18 protein-coding genes are annotated in these 22,170 nt (G+C 73.1%); 8 read left to right on the top strand and 10 right to left on the bottom strand.

The annotated features are described in order from the left end of the window. Positions 1–116 precede the first annotated feature (116 nt). Positions 117–665 (top strand): hypothetical protein, encoded by a 549-nt coding sequence (locus tag D1350_RS04360; protein ID WP_125774276.1) that lies wholly within the window; start codon positions 117–119, stop codon positions 663–665. Between the two features lie 52 nt (positions 666–717). On the opposite strand, the gene D1350_RS04355 is transcribed toward D1350_RS04360, so the two are convergent. After that, entirely contained in the window at positions 718–1,239 is a 522-nt protein-coding gene (locus D1350_RS04355) for a phosphoribosyltransferase (protein ID WP_125774274.1), read from the bottom strand. A 95-nt stretch (positions 1,240–1,334) separates the two neighbouring features. Next, on the bottom strand, positions 1,335–2,324 hold the full coding sequence (locus tag D1350_RS04350) for an FKBP-type peptidyl-prolyl cis-trans isomerase (RefSeq protein ID WP_125774272.1): 990 nt from the start codon (positions 2,322–2,324) through the stop codon (positions 1,335–1,337). A gap of 138 nt (positions 2,325–2,462) precedes the next feature. Between D1350_RS04350 and D1350_RS04345 the strand changes: the two genes are divergently transcribed. Genes D1350_RS04345 through D1350_RS04335 form a run of 3 tightly spaced genes read left to right on the top strand, consistent with a single transcriptional unit; the run spans position 2,463 to position 4,356 of the window. After that, positions 2,463–2,762 (top strand): hypothetical protein, encoded by a 300-nt coding sequence (locus D1350_RS04345; RefSeq protein ID WP_125774270.1) that lies wholly within the window; start codon positions 2,463–2,465, stop codon positions 2,760–2,762. A 13-nt stretch (positions 2,763–2,775) separates the two neighbouring features. Continuing rightward, complete coding sequence (locus D1350_RS04340; protein WP_125774268.1) at positions 2,776–3,519, top strand: alpha/beta hydrolase; 744 nt, start codon at positions 2,776–2,778, stop codon at positions 3,517–3,519. Positions 3,520–3,561: 42 nt separating this feature from the next. Further along, positions 3,562–4,356: an alpha/beta fold hydrolase gene (locus D1350_RS04335; protein WP_125774266.1), complete on the top strand. Its 795-nt coding sequence runs from the start codon at positions 3,562–3,564 to the stop codon at positions 4,354–4,356. Positions 4,357–4,437: 81 nt separating this feature from the next. On the opposite strand, the gene D1350_RS04330 is transcribed toward D1350_RS04335, so the two are convergent. Next, a complete protein-coding gene (locus D1350_RS04330; RefSeq protein WP_125774264.1) occupies positions 4,438–5,994 on the bottom strand; it encodes a coiled-coil domain-containing protein in 1,557 nt (518 codons plus the stop codon). Positions 5,995–6,292: 298 nt separating this feature from the next. On the opposite strand from D1350_RS04330, the gene D1350_RS04325 reads away from it, so the two are divergent. The 3 genes from D1350_RS04325 to D1350_RS04315 all read left to right on the top strand — a co-directional run bounded on the left by D1350_RS04325 (position 6,293) and on the right by D1350_RS04315 (position 10,030). Further along, on the top strand, positions 6,293–7,987 hold the full coding sequence (locus D1350_RS04325) for a hypothetical protein (protein WP_125774262.1): 1,695 nt from the start codon (positions 6,293–6,295) through the stop codon (positions 7,985–7,987). Next, positions 7,984–8,997 (top strand): DUF8094 domain-containing protein, encoded by a 1,014-nt coding sequence (locus D1350_RS04320; RefSeq protein WP_125774260.1) that lies wholly within the window; start codon positions 7,984–7,986, stop codon positions 8,995–8,997. Before D1350_RS04325 ends, D1350_RS04320 begins: the two co-directional genes overlap by 4 nt. 88 nt (positions 8,998–9,085) lie before the next feature. After that, entirely contained in the window at positions 9,086–10,030 is a 945-nt protein-coding gene (locus D1350_RS04315; RefSeq protein ID WP_125774258.1) for a tetratricopeptide repeat protein, read from the top strand. A 60-nt stretch (positions 10,031–10,090) separates the two neighbouring features. Here the strand turns inward: D1350_RS04315 and glgB are convergent, their stop codons facing one another. The 7 genes from glgB to D1350_RS04280 all read right to left on the bottom strand — a co-directional run bounded on the left by glgB (position 10,091) and on the right by D1350_RS04280 (position 19,335). Continuing rightward, complete coding sequence (gene glgB / locus D1350_RS04310) at positions 10,091–12,283, bottom strand: 1,4-alpha-glucan branching protein GlgB (protein ID WP_125774256.1); 2,193 nt, start codon at positions 12,281–12,283, stop codon at positions 10,091–10,093. Between the two features lie 103 nt (positions 12,284–12,386). Beyond that, entirely contained in the window at positions 12,387–12,767 is a 381-nt protein-coding gene (locus D1350_RS04305; protein ID WP_125774254.1) for a PIN domain nuclease, read from the bottom strand. Next, positions 12,767–13,063, bottom strand: a complete 297-nt coding sequence (locus D1350_RS04300; protein ID WP_125774253.1) for a type II toxin -antitoxin system TacA 1-like antitoxin — start codon at positions 13,061–13,063, stop codon at positions 12,767–12,769. The genes D1350_RS04305 and D1350_RS04300 overlap by 1 nt, the downstream gene beginning before the upstream one ends. 133 nt (positions 13,064–13,196) lie before the next feature. Then, complete coding sequence (locus D1350_RS04295; RefSeq protein WP_125774251.1) at positions 13,197–13,619, bottom strand: pyridoxamine 5'-phosphate oxidase family protein; 423 nt, start codon at positions 13,617–13,619, stop codon at positions 13,197–13,199. A 27-nt stretch (positions 13,620–13,646) separates the two neighbouring features. Further along, the gene (locus tag D1350_RS24040; RefSeq protein ID WP_206074418.1) at positions 13,647–15,296 is read right to left on the bottom strand and encodes a maltokinase N-terminal cap-like domain-containing protein; all 1,650 of its coding nucleotides are present in this window, start codon (positions 15,294–15,296) and stop codon (positions 13,647–13,649) included. Beyond that, entirely contained in the window at positions 15,293–17,218 is a 1,926-nt protein-coding gene (gene treS, locus D1350_RS04285) for a maltose alpha-D-glucosyltransferase (protein ID WP_125774249.1), read from the bottom strand. Before treS ends, D1350_RS24040 begins: the two co-directional genes overlap by 4 nt. Next, complete coding sequence (locus D1350_RS04280; RefSeq protein WP_206074417.1) at positions 17,215–19,335, bottom strand: alpha-1,4-glucan--maltose-1-phosphate maltosyltransferase; 2,121 nt, start codon at positions 19,333–19,335, stop codon at positions 17,215–17,217. Before D1350_RS04280 ends, treS begins: the two co-directional genes overlap by 4 nt. Before the next feature lie 104 nt (positions 19,336–19,439). On the opposite strand from D1350_RS04280, the gene glgP reads away from it, so the two are divergent. Then, complete coding sequence (gene glgP / locus D1350_RS04275; protein ID WP_125774245.1) at positions 19,440–22,025, top strand: alpha-glucan family phosphorylase; 2,586 nt, start codon at positions 19,440–19,442, stop codon at positions 22,023–22,025. The last annotated feature ends 145 nt before the right edge of the window (positions 22,026–22,170 follow it).

The raw sequence follows: 22,170 nt of genomic DNA, 5'->3' as shown, positions 1-22,170 counted from the left end.
TCGAGGCACTACCTGATGGCGTTCTCGAAGCGGACCCTCCGTCAGGAGGACGTGGAGGTCGGTAGGGTCCGCCTGACGACGGTGTGCCGCGAGGCCGACGCAGGACAGGGAAGCCGATGGGAACGTACTTCCAGTGGATCGCCGACGTCGACGCCACCACCGAGGAGGCGCCGCAGCTCGCTGCGGCACTGACGCAGCAGCTGGTCCGACGGGGCATCATCCTGCGCGACATCGTGGACGGGGCCGCCTACGGTGACCCGGGACACGAACCAGGACCACGCTTCCTCGACGCAGGCAAGGACCCGGGGTGGGCGAGGGGGGTCGACGGTGTGCGGGTGATCTCGACCCGGGAGGCGTTCTGGGGGGCCCAGGGCGATTGCGACTGGGCTGAGTGCCCTCGGTGCTCCCACCGGTTCGACCCCGGTGCAGAGAGGCTGCTCGACAGTCTCGACGGCTGGATCGCTGGCGAACCCGCGACAAGCTCCTGTCCCGGTTGCCTGGATGACGTCGCCCTGCCCCAGTGGCGTTGGTACGAGAACTGCTTCGCCTTTGCCAGCCTCGGCCTCTGGTTCTGGCAGTGGCCCGAGCTGGGGCCGCTCGTCACCGACGTCTTCCGGGAGGTCGTCGGGAGCCACCGTCTCGTGTACCGCTACGGCAAGCTGTGACCCGGATCAGGGAGGGCCGAGATCAGCCCGGGCCCGACGCCCCAGCCGGAACCTACGCGTCGATCGAGCGCACGCCCGTCACCGGCGGCTCCGCCGACCACGGGAACGTGATCCAGAGGTCGGTGTCCCGCCAGGAGAAGTCCGGCTGGATGATCGTCCGCGGCTTCGTGTAGAGCACCGCGGAGCGGGCGTCGGCGCCGTGCTTCTCCAGCATGTCCATGACGAGCGCGAGCGTGCGGCCGGAGTCGGCGACGTCGTCGACCACGAGCACCTTCGCTCCGGGGAGCTCCGACGTGTCCATGAGCGGCGGCAGCACGCGCGGGTCGTCGAGCGTCTGGCCGATGTCCGTGTAGAACTCGATGTTGAGCGTTCCCACGCCCTTGGTGCCCAGCGCGTACGCCATGGCGCCGCCCGGGACAAGACCGCCGCGGGCGACGGCGACCACCACGTCAGGGACGAAGCCGCTCGAGACGACCTGCACGGCCAGCTCGCGGACGGCGACGGGGAAGATCTCCCACGTGAGGACCTCCCGCAGGGGAGGGGCGTCGGGCGCCGGGGCCTCGGGTGAAGTCATGGCATGACGATACGGCGACGGCGGGCCCCCGGGAACCGGGAACCCGCCGTCGCAACCCTGTTGATCAGGGCCGATGCCTCAGAGCGTGCCCAAGGTCACGCGCCGCCGGTGGCGTCGAGGATGTCCACGACGAAGACGAGCGGGGAGTTCGCCGGGATGCTGCCGCTCTCCTGGTCGCCGTAGCCGAGCTCCGGCGGGATGACCAGCAGCACCTGGCTGCCGATCTTCTGCCCCGAGAGGCCCTCGGCCCAGCCCTTGATGAGCTGGTCGAGGGGCTGCGCCATCGGAGCGCCACGGCTCCATGAGGAGTCGAACGACGTGCCGTCCAGGAGGCAGCCCGCGTACTGGACGGTCACCGTCTGGTCCGCGGAGACCTCGGCACCCGAGCCCTCGATGAGGGTCTGCGACACGAGCTCCGTCGGGGCCTCGTAGCCCTCGGGGATGGTCACGGTCGGCGCGCCGTCCTCGGCGAGCTCGACGGTGGGCAGGCCCTCCTCGGGCTTGACCGGCTCACCCTCGGCGCGCTCGGCCACGTCCTTGGCACCCTCGACCTCGATCAGGCTGACCTGGAACGCGCCGTCCTGACCCTGGCTGGCGAGGAGCAGGCGCGTGCCGACCTTCTGGCCCTCGAGGGGAACGTTCAAGAGCTGGAAGTTCGGGTCGCCGAACGTGAACGTCTCGGGCTCCTGGCCCTCGTCCCACTTCGAGAACACCTTCTTGCCGTCGGCGCCCGCGATCGCCACGTACCGGATGCTGACCTGCTGGCCGTCCACGAGGTCGGCGCCGGTGCCCGGGTTGACGACACGCGACGTCGGTGCGGTCACGGTCAGCGGCGGCGTGAACGTCACGGTCGGCTCGCTGCCCGGGTCGCCCGCGACCTGGATCGCTTCGACAGCGGCGACGTCCTCGGCCGACGGCGTCGGCAGGGGGCTGCTGCTGGCCTCGGCAGGAGCCGCGGCCGGGGTGCACACGGCGGCGCCGGACGAAGCCTCGGAGTCGGGCGCGTCGTCGCTCGCACAACCGGCGAGGGCGAGGGCAGAGCCGAGGGCGAGGGCCGCCAGGCCTGCAGTGGTGCGGTGCTTCACGAGAAAGTCCTTCGGTCGGGGCGCCTTGCGCGGACCGCCACACTCTAGCGGCAGGTCTTGAGAGGCATTCCCAGGCTTTCACAGGTTTCCCCGCCGGTGCTCGGCGGCCGCGCATCCCGGTGCGGGAGAATGGGAGACATGCCGCCCAAGCGCCCCTCCAAGCGCCGGCCCTACGGGGCCGAGCATCGACCGCTCGACATCGACCGCGCCACAGGCGGGCGTCGTAGCGAGTCGGCAGCCGACGGCGAATGGGTGGTCCAGGCGATCCGCTCCTCCGACAAGCCGTACATCTGCCCGGCCTGCCGGCAGACGATCCCGCCCAGCACGGCGCACGTGGTCGCCTGGCAGACGGACGCGATCGGCGGCCCGGACGCAGGCCTCGACTTCCGCCGGCACTGGCACAGCTCGTGCTGGCAGCGCCGTTCGCGCCTTCGCTGAGAAGATGGGAGAGATGACTGCCGAGACCGCACACCAGATCCGTTCCCTCACGGTGCTCCCTGCCCGGCGGGAGGACGTCGAGCTGCACACCGCCGACGGGCTGACGCTCGTGGGCGAGCTGGCGCTGCCCGTGGAGAACGACCCGGCCGCGACGCTGCTGACCCTCCACCCGCTGCCGACCCACGGCGGCTTCATGGACTCCCACGTCTACCGCAAGGCGGCCTGGCGCCTGCCCGCGCTCGCGGACCTCGCGGTCCTGCGTTTCAACACGCGGGGTACCTCGTCCCCGCGGGGCACGAGCGAGGGAGCGTTCGACGAGGGCCAGGGCGAGCGGTACGACGTCGCGGCCGCGATCGAGCTCGCCGAGTTCCGCGGGCTGCCGCGACCGTGGCTCGTGGGCTGGTCCTTCGGGACGGAGCTCGTCCTCATGCACGGCGCGGACCCGGCCGTCGAGGGCGCGATCCTGCTGTCGCCGCCGCTGCACCGCGCCACCGACGCAGACCTCGACCGCTGGGCCGCGACCGGCAAGCCCCTCGTCGTCCTCGTCCCCGAGCACGACGACTACCTGCAGCCGGACGAGGCCCGGCGCCGGTTCGCGCGCGTGCCGCAGGCCGAGGTCATCGGCGTCGACGGCGCCAAGCACCTGTGGGTGGGGGAGCCTGCCGTCCGCCGGGTCCTCGACGAGATCGTGGGGCACGTGCTCCCCGGCCACCCGCTACCCCTTCCCACCCACTGGGACGGGCCGCTCGACGCCTGACCCGAGCTGCCCGCCCCGCAGACCCGACCCTGGAGGACGACGATGACGACTCCCCACCTCGCGACCTACACGCTGCGGGAAGGCGGCGGCCTGCCGCTCGTGCTGCTCCACGCCTACCCGCTCGACCACCGCATGTGGACCGAGTGCGCGCAGGCGTTGCCGCCCGGGATCCGCGTGCTCGCCGTCGACCTCCCCGGTCAGGGCCACAGCGACCTGGCCGGGCGGGCCCCCACCATCGAGGCGGCGGCCGACGCTGTCCACGCCACGCTCACCGCCCAGGGCGAGGGCCACGCGGTGATGGCCGGCATCTCGCTGGGCGGCTACGTCGCGCTGGCGCTCGCGGAGCGGCACCCGGCGAGCGTCCGCGGGCTCGGTCTGGTGGACACGCGCTCGACCGCCGACACGGAGGAGGCGCGGGCGAACCGGCTGCGGATCGCCGACGAGGCGGAGTCCACCCAGGCGATCGACGCCGTGCTGGGCATGCCCGCCAAGCTCCTGGGCGAGACCTCGCTGAAGAACCGGCGCCGCCTGTTCCCGGTCCTCGAGGCGTGGATCCGTGCACAGTCCCCGGCCGGGATCGCCTGGGCCCAGCGGGCGATGGCCGCACGCCCGGACCGCACCGAGGTCCTGCGCGGCTTCACCTACCCGGTCGCCGTGGTGGTGGGCGCGGAGGACAGCATCACTCCTGTGCCCGACGCCGAGCACATGGCGCAGGCAGCACCGGACTCGGCACTGAGCGTCGTGCCCGAGACCGGTCATCTCAGCGCGGTGGAGGACCCGCAGGCCGTCGCGGACGCGCTCGCCCTGCTGCACGGCCGGGCGGCGGGCCGGCACTGACCTCGCGTCCCGCTGTGGGTACGGATATGGCGTGAGTCCCGCCCGGGACTCACGCCATATCCGTACCCACAGCGAGAAGGGTCAGCGTGAGGCGGGTGCCTCCTCGGCGACGCCGTCCTCGCTCTCGGCGCCGGTCGGCTTCGCGGCGTCCTCCGCTTCCGCAGGCTCGTGGGCGTCCTCGTCCTCGTCGTCGGACATCTGGCCCGCCTTCACGGCGGGGATGACGATCGTCGCCGTGCCCACCGGCACGGGCGCGGGGTTGACCGGCGGGATCGCGACCGGCCTGGGGGCGTCCGCGTCGTCCGTCGACGGCTCCGCCTGCGAGCCTTCGCCGACGACCGCGAACCGGGCCTGCTGGGCGGGGGTCAGCGCTGAGGGGCTCACCGGTGCCGCGAGGGCCGGAGGCTTGGCCCCGTCGGGCCCCGGGGTGCCGAGCAGCCCGCGCAGCTCGTCCAGGTAGGAGTTGATCGAGTCGTGCTGGCGCGTCAGGTCCTCCAGCTGGCGGGACGCGGCGCTGCGCTGCATCTCGGCCTCGGCCCGGGCGTCCGCGATGGTCTGGTCCGCGAACTCGCGTGCCTCGGCGACGATGCGGTCGGCGGTGCGACGGGCGTCGGCCACGAGGTCCTTGACGTACTGGTCGGACTCGGCGCGGACCTTCTCCGACTGCTCGAGGGCGACCGCGACCCGCTTCTCGGCCTCGGCGGCGTGCTCCTCGGCTGCGCGGACCAGGCGCTCGGTCTCGCCGCGTGCCGTCTCGTGCCGCGCGGCGAGCTCGTTCTCGACGGACTCGCGACGCATGGCGACCTCGAGGTCCGCCTCAGCCAGCGCGGACCGGGCCTGCTCGCGCAGCTCCTCGAGCTCGGTCGTGACGGCGTTCGCGGCCTCGGCGGCCTGCCGGCGCGCCTCGGCGACCTGCTGCTCCACGTCGCGCCGGGTGCGCTCGCGCAGCTCGGCGGTCTCGCGCTCGGCGGCCTCCCGCTGGGCGGCGGTCTCGGCGGCGACCTGGGCGCGCAGCTGGGCGGCCTCGCGCTCCGTGGTGACACGCAGCTCGGTGGTCTCGCGCTCGACCGTGGCACGGAGCGTGCCCAGCTCGCGCTCCAGGCTCGCGCGCCGCTCGCTCTCCTCCGTGGCCAGCCCGCTCGTGATGAGGGCAGCCTCGCGCTCGGCGGACCCGACGAGCTCCTCGGCGCGACGCTGCGCGGCGAGGAGGTGCCCCTCAGCCTCCGCCGTCGTCGTGGTGCGGATCTCCTCGGCCTCGCGACGGGCGCTCGACAGCAGCTCTGCCACCTCGGACTCGGCTCGCGAGCGGACCTGCCCGGCCGAGAGCTTGGCGCGGGCCATCACGTCGGCGGCCTGCTGGTTCGCCTGGGCGAGGATGTCGGCCGACTGCTCCTCGGCGGACCGGAGCAGCTGCTCGATCCGCGAGCCGAGACCCGAGTACGACGGACGGTCGCTCTCCCGGATCATCCGTTTGGCGTCGGTGAGATCCTGCTGGAGCTGTGCGACGCGTCCGTCGGCGGTGTCCACCTGACGGCGGGCCTCCTCCAGGGCGTGGTTGAGACGAGCCATGTGGCTGTCGACCTGCTCGCGGTCGTAGCCGCGCATGGCTGTCGGGAAGAGCGAGCCCTGGTCGGACACGTTGCAGACCTCCGCTGTCGGGACCGATTGTCTCCCGGGTCACATATTTTCCCGGGCACCCGGAAAGGGCGATTGTCCGGCGCCCAGGATACGTTGCAACCAGTCACCTGGATACTCGCCGGGCGATCTCTCACCCCCGACCGTAAGGGCGGCTCGTGCACCAGCGATGTGAGAGATTCGTGTTGATCCTCGCCAGGCGGCCCACGTGGACAGGAGGTCGGGGCACGTCCCTATGCTGGAACGTCCACGTCGAAGGGAATGCTCGGTGTTTCAACGCATACTAGCGACCCTCCTGATCGTGCTCGGCGTCGCCGGGATCGGTCTGGGGGTCGCGTCGGCGACGGTCTGGCGGGGTGACGACACAGTCGTGGCCCGCGCTGTACCTTCCGGCAGCTCCGCGCTCGTCGTCACCGACCCGGGGGTTCTGGACCTGGTCGACGCCGACGTGTCGGTGCGCGCCACGGTGCCCGACGGTCAGAAGGTCACCCTCGCGATCGGCCGCCAGGTCGACGTGCTCGGCTGGGTGGGCAAGGACCCGTACGACAGGGTCACCGGGCTGTCCGACTGGGAGACGCTCACGGTGACCCCTGGCGGGACCCCCGCTGAGGAGGCGCCCGCTGACGGCGCGACCGAGGGCGAGGCGGCGACCGACCCCTCGGCCGAAGCCTCCGCGGAGGCTTCGGCACCCGCTGCCGAGGGTGAGGGCGAGCCGGCCGAAGGTGGCGTGGCCGAGGGCGAGGCCACGGAGACGCCGGTGACGCTCGTCGGCCCGGAGCCTGCGGGCAACGACATGTGGGTCGCAGAGGCGACCGGCGAGTCCTCCGTCACGCTGCGCTGGAGCGACCAGCCCGGCCGGTGGGTGCTGCTCGCTGCTGCAGCGGGCGACGACGTGACGCCGCCCACGATCGAGCTGACCTGGCCGCGCGTCGCGCCGACACCGTACCTCTGGCCCGGTGTGCTCGGTGGTGCGTTCCTCGTCCTGCTCGGCCTTGTCGTGCTGCTCGGCGCCCGCCGGGTGAAGCGCCGGGTGGCCGCCTCGCGTCCGGGACGCGCTGTGAGCTCCGTCGCGTCGGCCGCTCGGTCCCAGGTCTCCCGCGGGGACGGCACGTCCCGGCGGAGCAACCGCGAGAACGGTCCGGCGGACCCGTCGGCGACCCCCGGCGTGGTGCCGGCGGGTCCGGCTGACGACCAGGCCGACGGCGGTGCCCCCGGCGAGCGTCAGAACCCGTTCGCCGCCCCGCCTTTCGTCGGCGAACCGGGACCCGTCCCCGGGCCGCAGCCTGTGGGCGCGGGCGACCCCGGCAACCCGTGGGGTGCCGCACCGTCGGCCGGCGAGACCTCGCAGGGCCCGCTCCGGCGCTTCCGGTCCGAGTCCCCGGCACCTGTGCCCGCGGCCGGCGCGTCCGCCGTGGCCCCTGGCTTCGCGCCCGCGTCCGGTGGCACGGACCAGCAGGCCTACCAGGGCCAGGGCCAGGAGATGCCCGCACCGCCGCTCGCGGCGCCCCCCGAGCAGCCGCTCCGGCCGGGCATCCCGGCCACCGGGCTGCGCCGCAACCGTCGCCGGCTGACCGGGGCAGGAACAGCCCCGGTGGTCCCGCCGGTCGCGCCCCCGGCGCCCGCCCCGGACGCCGCCGGGCCAGACGGAGCCTTCGGCGGTCCGACGCCGTTCGGCGGTCCTCCCGCCGGGCCGCTGTCGCAGGCCGCTCCTCCGCCCGCTCCGCCCGCGCCGGTTCCCGCGCCCGGGCATGCCCCGGGTGGCTTCGACGCCCCGGGCGCCGAGGCGGCGTCGGGCAGGACGCTCACCCGGCGGGAGCTGCGCCTGCGCGAGCAGGCCGAGCGCCGGGCGGCGACGGGCGCTATGCCCGCCGTGCCCGAGGCGCAGGGCAACGAGGCGGCGGAGGCCCAGGAGGTACCGCAGGAGCAGCCCTCCGGCCGCGCCTCGGCGTGGCGGCAGACATGGGGATTCTCAGGCGACGAAGGAGGCGAGCGATGAAGCGCACGATGCGGACGAGGGCCATGGCAGGGGCCGTGACGGTCCTTGCGGCAGGAATGCTCGCCGGCTGCGCCGCGGAGGTGCCGGTGCCCGAGGCCGACCCGGTGACGACCGGGCCTGCCCTGACGGTCGAGCAGGAGGCCGAGGTCGTGACGTCGGTCAGCACCGTGCTCGAGAAGGCGAGCGCCGAGAACAACACCGCCGTGCTGGCCGAGCGGCTCGCCGGGCCTGCGCTCGCCAGCCGGACGAGCCAGCTCACCGTGGCGGCGGCGATCGGCGACGCGAAGTACGTGACCCCTCTGCCGTCGCAGATGGTGCAGATCGTGGTCCCGGTCACCGAGACCTGGCCCCGCACCAGCTACGGCGTGAGCAAGCAGGAGGGCACGAAGACTCCCGCGCTCGTGGTCATGGACCAGCCCACCGCTCGCGACCCGTACAAGCTGTGGGCCTGGGTGCGCCTGATCCCCGGCATCACGCTGCCGCAGTTCGCGCCACCGGACGTCGGCAGCGAGGCGCCGGCCGCGGACGACGCGAGCCTGATCATGACGCCGGCCGACGCTGTTGCGCAGTATGCCGACGTGCTCACCACGGGCGACACGTCCGCGTTCGCCCCGGCGTTCGAGCCGGACGTGTTCCGGAAGCAGGTCACGGACAAGGTCGCGGAGCAGCTGGCCGTCGAGAACTTCGCGGCAGCCGAGGGAAAGTACACCGTGACTTTCACCCCGCGTGGTGACGCCCCCGTGCACGCGGTCCGCACCCTGGACGGCGGGGCGGTCGTCATCGGGGTGCTCGACGCCACAGATCTGGTCACGGTTCAGACTGGGGGAACAGCGCCGCCCAGTCCGAACTTCCCGTCGCAGAAGGTGCACTTCGGGGCCCAGCCGGTGACCAACGTCCTCCGCACCACCTACCTGGACACGGTGGCGCTGTACGTGCCGCCGGCAGGCTCGACGGAGAAGGTCTCGCTGCTCGGCTACGAGCAGGTCGTGGTCGGCGCCAGCAACAAGTGACCCCACGCAGGAGGCCCGTCCGGACGACACGCTCCCGTGTGGTCCGGGCGGGCCTCCGTCGTCCCCGGGACTTCGTAGGATGAGACCCATGAGCAACCCGACCCCGCAGCCGAGCTTCACCGCCCGTGGCGCCGTCGACCTGTCAGCGCTGACCCGCCCGCAGGCCCCGCCGCCCGGAGAGCCTGGTGGCGCACCCGTCGCCGGGGGATACGTGGTCGACGTCACGGACACGAACTTCGAGCAGGTGGTCCGCGACTCGACGCAGTTCCCCGTCGTGGTGCTCCTGTGGATCCCCACCGACCAGGCCAACGCCGAGCTCGCCACGACGCTCGGCACCTTGGCGGACGAGTACGCCGGCCGGTTCCTGCTGGGCCGCCTCGACGCCGAGAAGTACCCGCAGGTCGCCGCGGCCTTCCAGGTGCAGGGCGTCCCGACCGTCGTCGCGGTGATCCAGGGCCAGCCCCTGCCGCTGTTCGCCGGCAACGCCCCCGTCGACCAGGTGCGTGGCGTGATCGACCAGGTGCTGGGCGCCGCGGAGGAGAACGGCGTGACGGGCCGGGCGCCCGCGCAGGGCGGCGAGGCCCCGCAGGAGGAGCCGGAGGAGGAGCAGGAGCCGCCGCTGCCGCCGCTGCACCAGGAGGCGTACGACGCGATCGAGCGCGACGACCTGGACACCGCTGTCGCCGCCTACGAGAGGGCGCTCAAGCAGGACCCGCGCGACTCCATGGCGTCGGCCGGGCTCGCTCAGGTTCACCTGCTGCAGCGCACCCGGGGTGCCGACCTGGCGGCGGTCCGCGCGGCGGCGGCCCAGGCCCCGGACGACGTCGACGCGCAGCTGGCTGTTGCCGACCTGGACCTGCTGGGCGGCAAGGTGGAGGACGCCCTGGGCCGCCTGCTCGACCTGCTCCCCGGGGCGTCGGAGGACGACAAGGAGAAGCTCCGCGTGCGGCTGCTCGAGTACTTCGAGGTGGCGGGTCCCACCGACCCACGGGTCTCGAAGGCCCGCCAGCGTCTGGCGATCAGTCTGTACTGAGCCGTCGCGACGCCGAGGTGGTGCGTCCGCACCACCTCGGCGTCACCATCCCGACGTCGGTCAGGCCGTCTCCGGCACCAGGATCAGCGTCGCCAGCGGTGGGACCCGCAGCGTCACCGACCGGCCGCGGCCCTTGTAGGGCACGTCCTGCGCCTCCACCCGGCCGAGGTTGCCGACACCGGAGCCGCCGTAGTCGGTGGCATCGGTGTTCAGGGCCTCGATCCAGCCACCGGTGCCCCGGGGTGCGTCCGGCAGGGCCACGCGGTAGCCCTCGTGCGGGACGCCGGCGAAGTTCACGACCACCACCACCGGATCACCTGAGCGGGACCGGCGTACGTAGGCGAGCACGTCGTGGTCCGCGTCGTCCGCGTCGAGCCACTCGAAGCCCGCCGGGTCGAAATCGACCTCCCACAGGGCGGGCGTGCGGCGGTACAGGGCGTTCAGGTCGCGCACGAGGTGCTGGACGCCCGCGTGCCCGCCGTCCCCGAGCAGGTGCCAGCGCAGCCCTTCACCCTCCGACCACTCGGTGTCCTGCGCGAACTCGCACCCCATGAACAGCAGCTGCTTGCCCGGGTGCGTCCACTGATAGGCGAGGAACGAGCGCACGCCCGCGAGCTGCTTCCACCGGTCGCCCGGCATCTTGCCGAGCAGCGAGCCCTTGCCGTGCACCACCTCGTCGTGGCTGATGGGCAGCACGAACTGCTCGGAGAACGCGTAGACCAGCGAGAACGTCACCTCGTGGTGGTGGTACCGGCGGTACATGGGGTCCTCGGCCAGATACCGGAGGGTGTCGTTCATCCAGCCCATGTTCCACTTCAGCCCGAAGCCGAGCCCGCCCCCGTCGGTGGGCCTCGTGACCCCCGGGAAGGCCGTGGACTCCTCGGCGATCATCATCACGCCGGGCGTGCGGCGGTACGCCGTGGCGTTGGCCTCCTGGAGGAACGTGATCGCCTCGAGGTTCTCGCGCCCGCCGTGCACGTTCGGGTGCCACTCGCCCGGCCCGCGCGAGTAGTCGAGGTAGAGCATCGAGGCCACCGCATCGACGCGCAGGGCGTCCGCGTGGAACTCCTCGAACCAGTACGTGGCGTTCGCGACGAGGAAGTTGCGGACCTCGCGGCGGCCGAAGTCGAAGACGTACGTGCCCCAGTCGGGCTGTTCGCCGCGCATCGGGTCGGCGTGCTCGTACAGGGGAGTGCCGTCGAACCGGGCGAGCGCGAACTCGTCGCGCGGGAAGTGGGCCGGGACCCAGTCGATGATGACGCCCACCCCCGCCTGGTGGAGCCGGTCCACGAGGAGGCGGAAGTCGTCCGGGTGCCCGAACCGCGACGTCGGCGCGTAGTAGCTCGTCACCTGGTAGCCCCACGAGCCGCCGAACGGGTGCTCGGCGACCGGGAGGAGCTCCACGTGGGTGAAGCCCTGCTCGGTGACGTACTGCGTGAGCTGGTCGGCCAGCTCACGGTAGGACAGGCCCGGCCGCCACGAGCCGAGGTGGACCTCGTACACGCTCATGGGCCCGCTGTGCGGGTCGCCCGCCGCCCGCGCGGCCAGCCAGTCGCCGTCGCCCCACGTGTAGCGGGACTCGACCACGACGCTCGCCGTCGCCGGGGGGACCTCCGTGCCCTTGGCGACGGGGTCCGCCTTGGCACGCCAGACGCCGTCGGCGCCCAGGACCTCGAACTTGTACCGGCTGCCTGGGCCCACGCCCGGCACGAACAGCTCCCACACCCCCGACGACCCCAGCGACCGCATCGGGTGCACCGGGCCCCAGTGGTTGTGGTCGCCGATGACGCGGACCCCGCGGGCGTTCGGCGCCCACACCGCGAACGACGTGCCCGTCACCTCGCCCAGCACGCTCGCGTAGCGGCGGGGGTTGGCACCCAGCACGCGCCACAGCTCCTCGTGCCGGCCCTCGGCGACGAGGTGCAGGTCGACCTCGCCCAGCGTGGGCAGGAAGCGGTACGGGTCGTCGGACGTGCTCTCCGCCTCGCCGTAGCGTGCGCGGACCCGGTAGTCGGGCGCGTGCCCGTCCTCGGTCGGCAGGAGCGCGGCCCAGACCCCCGCGCCCTGGTGCTCCGCGGGGTGCTCGCCGTCGGGCGTCACGACCACCACCTCGTCGGCGAGCGGGCGCAGCGCCCGCACCACGGCCCAGGGGCCGTCCAGCGGGTGCGGACCCAGCACCGAGTGGGGATCGGAGTGGTGACCCTGGGCAACCGCAGTCAGGGCCTCGAGGTCGACATGGGGCAGGTCAGCCATGGGATCACCTTTCCACGGACGGCCATCTCTCGCTCCCACGGCGCGCGCACCGAGCCCACCGGTGCCCGACGACGCCCCGTTGACCCCGGGCGATGGGCGCGCCTCAGACGGTGACCAGCTCGAGCGCACCTCCGAGGGCGTCCGACAACCGGCCGATGTCGTCCGGGTCGCTCGTCACGACGACGGCGCCGAGCAGGGCGGCGGTCGTGACCACGAGGGCGTCGACGACATCCGAGGAGCCGGCCATCCCGCAGACCACCCCGGCCGTCCGGCCGGTGCGTTCGTCGTCTGCTCGCACCTGGCATCCCTTGAGGAGCCGGGAGATCCCGTCCTGCGGCCCGCCGCGCCAGGCTTGTGCCAGGACGACGACCGGGACGACCGGGTGCACCCCGGCCCGTAGGAACTCCGCGTGCATAGCAAGAAACCGCACGTCCCGGCGCTCCGCCGCAAGGAGCGCGCCCGTGTCATAGACGATGCCCGCCATCAGCCGGCCGAACGGAAGTCGTCGACCGCGTCGCCGAGGAGCCCGTTGCGGCGCAGCAGGTCCCGCGCCTCGGACCGGTAGGCGACGACGTCCTGCCCACCATGCTCGGCCACCGCTTCGGCAAGGAGTGCCTCCGCCGCCGCGACGCCTTGGGCGTCTCGCGCCGCCTGACGAGCTCTGGCGACCGCCGCGTCCGCGAGCCACGCGGACACGCTCGTGCCCTGCGCCTCGGCGGCCGCCTTGATGAGCTCCTCGACCTCCGGCGGCACCGAGATCGACAGCTTGCGTACGGTCATGTCGCCCACGATACGCGCCGGTAGGATCGTCGTCCTACCGGCGCGAGCGCGGCTCCCTCGAGTCGTCATGCCACGAGCCTCGCGTATCCGGCCCGGTCCGGCCGGAGGTCCTCCACAGGGCTGTGGACAATGGTTACGCCAGCAGGTCGACGTCCCGCAGCACCGGCACGTCCCCGCGGAAGTCCCCGTGTCGCGCCCAGGACGGCGTGATCCGGACGAGGACGATGCCGTCGTCGGCCAGCGAGGCGGCGAACTGCGGGAAGGCGGCGACGTACGCGGCGGCGCACCGCTCGCGGTCGTCGCCCTCCGGGAGATCGGCCAGGCCCTCGCACTGCAGCGTCGTGCCGTCCGGCCCGCCCACCACCACGGCGACCCGGGCGTCGGCCCGAAGGTTGACGACCTTGCGCGACGACGCCCGGGCGTCGAGCACCAGCTCGCCCCGGTCGGTGGCGGCCAGCGAGAGGTACGCCGCCTGCGGTGCCCCGCCGGGCCCGGTCGTGGCCACGACGCCGTCCGCCTGCGATCGCACGTACGCCACCAGCTCTGCGGTATCCACGGAAGGACGGTACCCGGGGCGACGACCTCACGCGCTCAGCGCGCGCGACACCGCCGCCAGCGGGATGTGGGTCCACGTGGGCCGGTGGCGCGTCTCGTAGACCACCTCGTAGAGCGCCTTGTCGACCACGAGCGCCCGCAGCACAGCCTCGGCCGTCGCGAGGTCGAGTCCGCTCGGCTCCTCGGCGGGCACCGCTGCGCTCCGCTCCGGGCGCGTGCCTCGTTCCTCGGCCCCCACCCTCTGCTGCGCTTCGCGGTACCCCTCCGGGTCGTCGGGTCGGGGCACCGCTGCGCTCCGCTCCGGGCGCGTGCCTCGTTCCTCGGCCCCCACCCTCTGCTGCGCTTCGCGGTACCCCTCCGGCTCGTCGGGTCGGGGCACCGCTGCGCTCCGCTCCGGGCGCGTGCCTCGTTCCTCGGCCCCCACCCTCTGCTGCGCTTCGCGGTACCCCTCCAAGAACGAGAGCTGCGCGTTCTCCGTCCAGCCCCGGTCCGCCGCACCGCCCACGGCCGCCGCGTAGTCGAACGACCGCAACAGGCCCGCGACGTCACGCAGCGGCAGGTCCGGGGCCGTGCGCTCCGCGACCGGCCGCTGCGGCTCGCCCTCGAAGTCCAGCAGCTTCCAGCCGTCGTGCGCGTACAGGGCCTGCCCCAGGTGCAGGTCACCGTGGATCGCCTGGAGCCGTACACCGTCGGGGAGCGCCGCGAGGCGCTCGCGGACGTCGTCGTAGAGGGCGGTGATCGGGCCGCGGAACGGCGCGAGCTCCCGTACGTCGGCGATCGCCTCCGCCGCCCGGCGCCGCAGCACCCCCACGAAGGCCGCCGGGTCCAGGGTGGTGTGCCCGTCGGGCAGGGCGGCCCGCAGGGCGACGTGCAGCCCGGCCACGACCGCGCCCAGCTCGTGCGCGCGCTCGCCGAAGTCCTCCCCACGGGCCGCGTAGTCGCAGGCCAGCCGGAACCCGTCGTGGGCGTCGGTGACCAGCCGCGAGACCACAGCGAGGTGCGCCATCGAGGGCGGCCCGGCGGCGCCCGTCCCGTGCGCGGCCGCGGGCTCGTCCCCCCACGACACCGGGACCGCGCCGAGGAACTCCGGCACCCCGTGCCACCCGGCCCGCGTCAGCGCCTCGGGGATCGTGACGTCGGGGTGCGGCCCGAGCGCGACGGTGCGGAGGATCTTGAGCATCGCCCCGCCCGCGACCCCCGGCACCACGACCGACGTGTTGGACTGCTCGCTGGTGAGGGGGCGTGCGCCGTCGAGCAGCGCCGTCCCGGCGCCGAAACCGCCGCCCTCGCTGGTGGTCACCACGCCCGAGGCCCGCAGGAAGGCGAGCCAGCAGACCGGGTGAGCGCCGCCGTCGGACACCGTGACCGTGCCCGCCGCCGTGGCGACGGTGCCGATCACGCCCGGCCCGTCGCCCGGCTCCGCCGTCGGCGTGAGGACGAGCGGGACCTGGACCACCAGCGACTCCACTCCCTCGGGCAGGCCCGGGCCTGCGAGCCGCAGCAGCGGCACCACCACGTCGGGCGTGTGCGGGAAGGTCACCGTGAGCCACGGGACGTTCACCACGCCGGCGCCCGGGACGGGGTACCAGCGCCGTCCCGGCAGCCAGCCGTCGAGCAGCCGGAGCACCTCCGGCGGGAGGTGCCCGGCCCCGGGCCGGACCTCGACGGCGCCGCTCACGCTCCTCCCGCGGTGTTCGCCCGGAGGGCGGCGTCGGCTGCGGCCGCACTCGCCGCGGCGTCGGCGCGCGGCCCGGCCATCGGTGGTGCGAGCACGAGCCAGTAGAAGTCCCGGGCACCCCAGGTGAGCGTCACCGTGCCGTCCTCCCCGATCGTGGGGAACCCGGCTCCGCCGAACACGTCGGTCAGCGTCCACCCGGCGAAGCCGGGCAGCTTGAGCGTCGCGGACCGCGCCGTGGCGCCGAGGTTCACGGCCACGAGCAGCGTCTCCTCGCGCGACGACCGGGTGAACGCGACGACCCCCTCGTCGTCGCAGTCGCGGATCATGAAGTCGCCCGTGCCGAACGTGGGGTGGAGGCGGCGCACCGCCAGCATCCCGTGGACCCAGTGCAGCAGGGACGTGGGCTGCGCGAGCTGAGCCTCCACGTTCACGTGGTTGTAGTGGTGCACGAGCGACTGGATCAGCGGCAGGTACAGCTTGCCGGGGTCGGCGGCGGAGAAGCCGGCGTTGCGGTCCGGGGTCCACTGCATCGGGGTGCGGACGGAGTCGCGGTCGGGCAGCCAGATGTTGTCGCCCATGCCGATCTCGTCGCCGTAGTACAGGCACGGCGAGCCGGGCAGCGACAGGAGGAGCGCGTGCGCGAGCTCCATCTCCTTGCGCGAGTTGTCGAGCAGGGGCGCCAGCCGGCGGCGGATCCCCACGTTCGCCCGCATCCGGGGGTCGGGGGCGTACCAGCCGTACATGCTGGCGCGCTCCTCCGTGGAGACCATCTCGAGGGTCAGCTCGTCGTGGTTGCGCAGGAACGTGCTCCACTGGCCGTTCGCCGGGATGGTCGGCGTGTCGGCGAGGATCTCGAGCAGCTGGCGCGACCGCTGGTCGCGGATCGCGTAGAAGATGCGCGGCATCACGGGGAAGTGGAAGCACATGTGGCACTCGGGGTCCTGCTCGGTGCCGAAGTACTCCACGACGTCCTGCGGCCACTGGTTCGCCTCGGCCAGCAGGATGCGGCCCGGGAACTCGGTGTCGACCATGCGCCGGACGCGCCGCAGGAACCCGTGGGTCTCCGGGAGGTTCTCGCAGTTGGTGCCCTCGGCCTCGAAGAGGTACGGCACGGCGTCGAGGCGGAAGCCGTCCACGCCGAGCTGCAGCCAGAACCGCGCGACGTCGAGCATGGCGTCCTGCACCCGCGGGTTCTCGAAGTTCAGGTCGGGCTGGTGCGAGAAGAACCGGTGCCAGAAGTACTGCCGCCGTACCGGGTCGAACGTCCAGTTGGACGTCTCGGTGTCCACGAAGATGATGCGCGCGTCCTGGTAGCGCGTCGCGTCGTCGCTCCACACGTAGAAGTCGCCGTACGGGCCCTCGGGGTCGGCGCGCGACGCCTGGAACCACGGGTGCTGGTCGCTCGTGTGGTTCATGACGAGGTCGATGACCACCCGCATGCCGCGCTCGTGCGCTGCCGCGACGAGCTCGCCGAAGTCCGCGATGGTGCCGTACTGCGGGGCGACGGCCGTGAAGTCGGCGACGTCGTACCCGCCGTCGCGCAGGGGCGACGGGGAGAACGGCGGCAGCCACAGGCAGTCGATGCCGAGCCACTCCAGGTAGTCCAGCCGGTCGATGAGACCGCGCAGGTCGCCCGTCCCCGTGTCGTTGGAGTCGGAGAAGGAGCGGATCATCACCTCGTAGAAGACGGCCTTCTTGAACCACTCGGGGTCCGGCGGCAGACCACGGCGCAGCCGCTCCGGCGGCTGCGGCTGCCGCCGTGGCGGCAGGGCCTGGACCGGGATGGGCGCGGTCTGGGGCCGCGGCACGCTCGGCCGCACCGTGGGCGTGGGGGCCGACGACGCCCGCTCGCCCACGTGGGGCGGACCGCCTTGCGTAGCAGGGCCGCCAGGCCCGTAGAGCGGGCCCGTGGGGGTCGTCATGCCAGGCCCACCTGGAGCACGTGCGCCACCTGCGCGCGCGGGTCGAGGCGCACGAACGGTTGCGCCCCCCAGCCGTAGGTCTCGCCCGACAGCAGGTCGTGGGCCACGAAGAAGGGCGAGCCGTCGTCGTCCGAGGGGGCAGCGAGGCCCAGGGCGTCAAGGTCCAGGTGCACTACCGACTCCTGTGTGTTCCAGGGATCAAGGTTGACCACGACCACTATCACGTCGTCGTGACGGGGCCGTCGCATGCCCCCAGGTCTCATGGTGGGGCCGGACGAACCGTTTCGCGCGCTGTGCTGGACATCTCCCGAGGCCAGGGGCAGGTGGTCGGCCGAGATCCGGCGGGAGTAGGCCAGGACCTGGCCGTTCGTGGTGCTGTGCACCGTCAGGTTGCGCAGCTGGCGCAACGCCGGGTGCGCCCGGCGGACCTCGTTGAGCCGGGTGAGGAGGGTGGCGATGCCGATCTCGTCGGCGAGGGCCCAGTCGCGGGGCTTGAACTCGTACTTCTCGTTGTCGATCTGCTCCTCGACCCCGGGTCGCGGCACGTTCTCCACGAGCTCGTAGCCGGAGTAGATGCCCCACGTGGGGGCGCCCGTGGCGGCGAGCACCGCGCGCACGGCGAAACCGGCGACACCGCCGTGCTGCAGGTAGGGCGGGAGGATGTCGTGCGTGGTGGGCCAGAAGGAGGGCCGCATCACGGAGCCCTGCGGCCCGCTCACCTCCTGGAGGTACTCGGTGAGCTCCTCCTTGGTGTTGCGCCAGGTGAAGTACGTGTACGACTGGTGGAAGCCGATCCTGGCCAGCGTCTGCATCATCGCCGGCTTGGTGAACGCCTCGGACAGGAAGATCACGTCGGGGTGCGCGTCGTGCACCTGGGCCAGCGCCCACTCCCAGAAGTTGAGCGGCTTCGTGTGCGGGTTGTCGACGCGGAAGAGCGTGACGCCGCGGTCGATCCAGGTCAGCAGCACGTCCAGGACCGCCTGGTAGAGGCCGTCCGGGTCGGTGTCGAAGCTCAGCGGGTAGATGTCCTGGTACTTCTTCGGCGGGTTCTCTGCGTACGCGATGCTGCCGTCGGCGCGCACCACGAACCACTCGGGGTGCTCGGTCACCCAGGGGTGGTCGGGCGAGCACTGGAGGGCGATGTCGAGGGCGACCTCGAGGCCGGCGTCGCGCGCCCGGGCCACGAAGTCCCGGAAGTCCTCCTCCGTGCCCAGGTCGGGGTGGATCGCGTCGTGCCCGCCCTCGGCGGACCCGATGGCGTACGGGCTCCCCGGGTCGCCCGGCTGCGCCTCGAGCGTGTTGTTGCGGCCCTTGCGGAAGGTGGTGCCGATGGGGGAGACGGGGGTCAGGTAGACCACGTCGAAGCCCATCGCGGCGATCGCCGGGAGGCGCTCGGCCGCGGTCGCGAACGTCCCCGAGGCCCAGGTGCCGTCGGGCCTGCGGTGGGCGCCCTCGGAGCGGGGGAACATCTCGTACCAGGCACCGGCCAGGGCCAGCCGGCGGTGCACCCGCAGGGGCTGCTCCGCCGAGGCGGACACGAGCTCGCGGAACGGCGCCCGGTCCAGGACCGCGCGGACCTCGGGCGACGTCGCCGCCGCCAGGCGGGCCCCGGCCGGCCGCTCGGCGTCGGACAGCGCGTGCCGGGCGTCGTTCAGCACGCGGGCGTCGCGGGCCTTGCGCCGTGGCGCGACGATCCCGTCCGGCGCCTGCCCGCAGATGCGGTCGAAGATCCGCACGCCCTCCGCGAGCATCAGGTCGACGTCGATCCCCGCCCCGATCTTGATCGTCGCGTCATGGACCCAGCTGGCGTAGGGGTCGGACCAGCCCTCCACGCGGAAGGACCAGTCGCCCTCGGCGTCCGGCTGGAGGAAGCCCCGGAAGCGGTCCAGGCCGGGGGCGACGTCGACCATCGGCGCCCAGGCGCGGTCCCGGCCGTCGGGGCCGACCAGGACGGCCGTGGCGCCGACGGCGTCATGGCCCTCGCGGAAGACGGTGGCCTCGATGGGCACCACCTCGCCGACGGAGGCCTTCGCAGGCCACCTTCCGCCCTCGACGACGGGGGAGACCTCGAGGACGGGGATGCGCCCGACAGGCGTTTTCGTGCTCACGCCGCCCACGCTAGCGAGGGTGCGGCCCGGATCGCGCGCCGACGTGCGGGAGGCATCTGTCACAACAAAGTCACCAGGTGTGTCCGGCCGCGCGAGTGCGTAGTCTTCCGTCCGTGAGAGCGATCCGACGATTCACCGTCCGCACGGTCCTGCCGGCTCCGCTCGCCGCACTGGACGAGCTCGCCCAGAACCTCCGCTGGTCGTGGCACGCGCCCACGCGCGAGCTGTTCGCGAGCATCGACCCGGAGCTGTGGGCCGACGTGAAGGGCGACCCGGTGGCCCTCGTGGCCGCCCTCGGCGGCGACCGCCTCGCCGCCCTGGCCCGCGACGAGGCCTTCGTCGGCCGGGTGCGCGCCGCGTCCGACGACCTGCACCGCTACCTCCACGACCCGCTCTGGTACCAGGGCCAGGTCTCCGCGTCCGGGGACGTCCTGCCGCGGGCGGTCGCCTACTTCTCGCCGGAGTTCGGCATCACGTCGGTGCTGCCCCAGTACTCGGGCGGCCTCGGAATCCTCGCGGGCGACCACCTGAAGAGCGCCTCCGACCTCGGCGTGCCGATCGTCGGCGTCGGCCTCCTCTACGGGGCGGGCTACTTCCGTCAGGCCCTGACCCGTGACGGGTGGCAGGTCGAGAGCTATCCGCTGCTCGACCCGGACGGCCTGCCCCTCGCGATCCTCCGGGAGGACGACGGCACCCCGGCCTCCGTCTCGCTCGCCCTCCCGGGCGGGCGCCGCCTCGTGGCCCACATCTGGGTCGCGGCCGTGGGGCGCGTGCCGCTCCTGCTCCTCGACTCGAACGTCCCCGAGAACGACGAGCAGGCGCGCAAGGTCACCGACCGCCTCTACGGCGGCGGCGGCGAGCACAGGCTCCAGCAGGAGCTGCTGCTCGGCGTGGGCGGCGTGCGGGCGCTGCGCACCTGGTCGCGCCTCACCGGGGCCCCGGAGCCTGAGGTCTACCACACGAACGAGGGCCACGCGGGGTTCCTCGGTGTGGAGCGCATCCGCGAGCTGGCGGCCGACGGGCTGACGATGGAGGAGGCCGCCGAGGCCGTCCGCGCAGCCACCGTCTTCACCACGCACACGCCGGTGCCCGCCGGTATCGACCGGTTCCCCCGGGACCTGGTCTCCCAGTACTTCGGAGGCGACAACGCCATGCCCGGCGTGCCGCTCGAGCGGGTGCTCGCGCTCGGTGCCGAGGACTACGAGGGGGGCGACCCCACGGTCTTCAACATGGCGGTGATGGGCCTGCGGCTCGGCGGCCGCGCCAACGGCGTCTCGCTGCTGCACGGCCAGGTCTCGCGCCAGATGTTCGAAGGCCTGTGGCCGGGGTTCGACGCCCGCGAGGTGCCGATCACGTCGGTCACCAACGGCGTGCACTCGCCCACCTGGGTGGCCCCGCGGCTCGCGGACCTCCAGTCGGAGCGGCTGGGGCTCGACGAGCTGACCGCGGCGACGGCGTCGTCCGGGTGGCTCGACCCCGCGAAGGTGAGCGACGTCGAGCTGTGGCAGATGCGCCGCACCCTGCGCGGCGAGCTCGTCGACGAGGCAAGGCGCCGCGTCTACTCGTCCTGGCGGGAGCGCGGCGCGTCGCCCGCCGAGCTGGGCTGGGTCGACGAGGTGCTCTCCCCGGACGTGCTGACCATCGGCTTCGCCCGGCGCGTGCCCACGTACAAGCGGCTCACCCTGATGCTCCGCGACCCGGTGCGCCTGAAGGAGCTGCTCCTGCACCCGGAGCGGCCCGTCCAGCTCGTGGTGGCCGGCAAGTCGCACCCTGCGGACGACTCCGGGAAGCGGCTCATCCAGCAGCTCGTCCGCTTCGCGGACGACCCGGCGGTGCGGCACCGCATCGTCTTCCTGCCGAACTACGACATCGGCATGGCGCAGTCCCTGTACCCGGGCTGCGACGTGTGGCTCAACAACCCGCTGCGCCCGCTCGAGGCGTCCGGCACGTCGGGTATGAAGTCCGCGCTGAACGGCGGGCTCAACCTGTCCATCGAGGACGGCTGGTGGGCCGAGTGGTACGACGGCGAGAACGGCTGGGGCATCCCGACGGCTGACGGCGTGGACGACCCCGACCGCCGGGACGACCTCGAGGCGGCCGCGCTGTACGACCTCGTCGAGGCCCAGGTCGCCACCCGCTTCTACGAGCGCAACGGCGAGGGCGTCCCGCTCCGGTGGCTCGAGATGGTCCGGCACACGCTGGCGACGCTCGGGCCCAAGGTGCAGGCCACACGCATGGTCACCGAGTACGTGCAGGGCCTCTACGCACCCGCCGCGCAGGCCGGCCGGACCCTGGTGGCAGACGGGTACACCGCGGCCCGGGAGCTCGCGGGCTGGAAGGCGGACGTGCGCTCCGGCTGGCCGGGCGTCCGGGTGGACCACGTGGAGTCGGGTGGCATCGGCGACGCGGTCCAGGTGGGCGACCACCTCGGCGTCCGTGCCTACGTCTCGCTCGGAGCCCTCGCCCCCGAGGACGTGGACGTGCAGGTGGTCCACGGACGGGTCACGGAGCACGACCTCATCGAGGAGTTCACCGTGGACTCGCTGGCGCTCGCGGAGTCGTACGAGGCGGGACGCCACGCGTTCGCGGGAGACCTGAGGCTGGAGACGTCGGGCCCCTTCGGCTACACCGTGCGGATCGTGCCCAAGCACCGTGGGGTGGCGAGCGTGGCGGAGCTGGGGCTGGTCGCCAACGCTTGAGTGTGACGTACGTCACGCCGAACCGGCGGATCTGACGATATAACCGTTTTCACCGAGATGTCGGGCGTTCGGCACATCTGAAAGTAGTTGCTCCGGTCGTACGATGACGCGCATCTTCACGCTCCACATGCGCTCATCAGGGGAC

The sequence above is a fragment of the Antribacter gilvus genome, assembly GCF_003946865.1.
Classification (GTDB): Bacteria; Actinomycetota; Actinomycetes; order Actinomycetales; family Cellulomonadaceae; genus Antribacter; species Antribacter gilvus.
The sequence above is the reverse complement of the archived record's forward strand: the minus strand, read 5'-3'. Positions and strand labels throughout refer to the sequence as shown.

Excerpts from the sequence above, each read along its gene's own strand:
- D1350_RS04345 (WP_125774270.1), top strand. The coding sequence starts at position 2,463 with ATGCCGCCCAAGCGCCCCTCCAAGCGCCGGCCCTACGGGGCCGAGCAT.
- glgB (WP_125774256.1), bottom strand. The coding sequence starts at position 12,283 with ATGGCTGACCTGCCCCATGTCGACCTCGAGGCCCTGACTGCGGTTGCC.
- D1350_RS04355 (WP_125774274.1), bottom strand. The coding sequence starts at position 1,239 with ATGACTTCACCCGAGGCCCCGGCGCCCGACGCCCCTCCCCTGCGGGAG.
- D1350_RS04300 (WP_125774253.1), bottom strand. The coding sequence starts at position 13,063 with ATGACCGTACGCAAGCTGTCGATCTCGGTGCCGCCGGAGGTCGAGGAG.
- D1350_RS04335 (WP_125774266.1), top strand. The coding sequence starts at position 3,562 with ATGACGACTCCCCACCTCGCGACCTACACGCTGCGGGAAGGCGGCGGC.
- D1350_RS04305 (WP_125774254.1), bottom strand. The coding sequence starts at position 12,767 with ATGGCGGGCATCGTCTATGACACGGGCGCGCTCCTTGCGGCGGAGCGC.
- treS (WP_125774249.1), bottom strand. The coding sequence starts at position 17,218 with ATGACGACCCCCACGGGCCCGCTCTACGGGCCTGGCGGCCCTGCTACG.
- D1350_RS04315 (WP_125774258.1), top strand. The coding sequence starts at position 9,086 with ATGAGCAACCCGACCCCGCAGCCGAGCTTCACCGCCCGTGGCGCCGTC.
- D1350_RS04360 (WP_125774276.1), top strand. The coding sequence starts at position 117 with ATGGGAACGTACTTCCAGTGGATCGCCGACGTCGACGCCACCACCGAG.
- D1350_RS04340 (WP_125774268.1), top strand. The coding sequence starts at position 2,776 with ATGACTGCCGAGACCGCACACCAGATCCGTTCCCTCACGGTGCTCCCT.
- D1350_RS04320 (WP_125774260.1), top strand. The coding sequence starts at position 7,984 with ATGAAGCGCACGATGCGGACGAGGGCCATGGCAGGGGCCGTGACGGTC.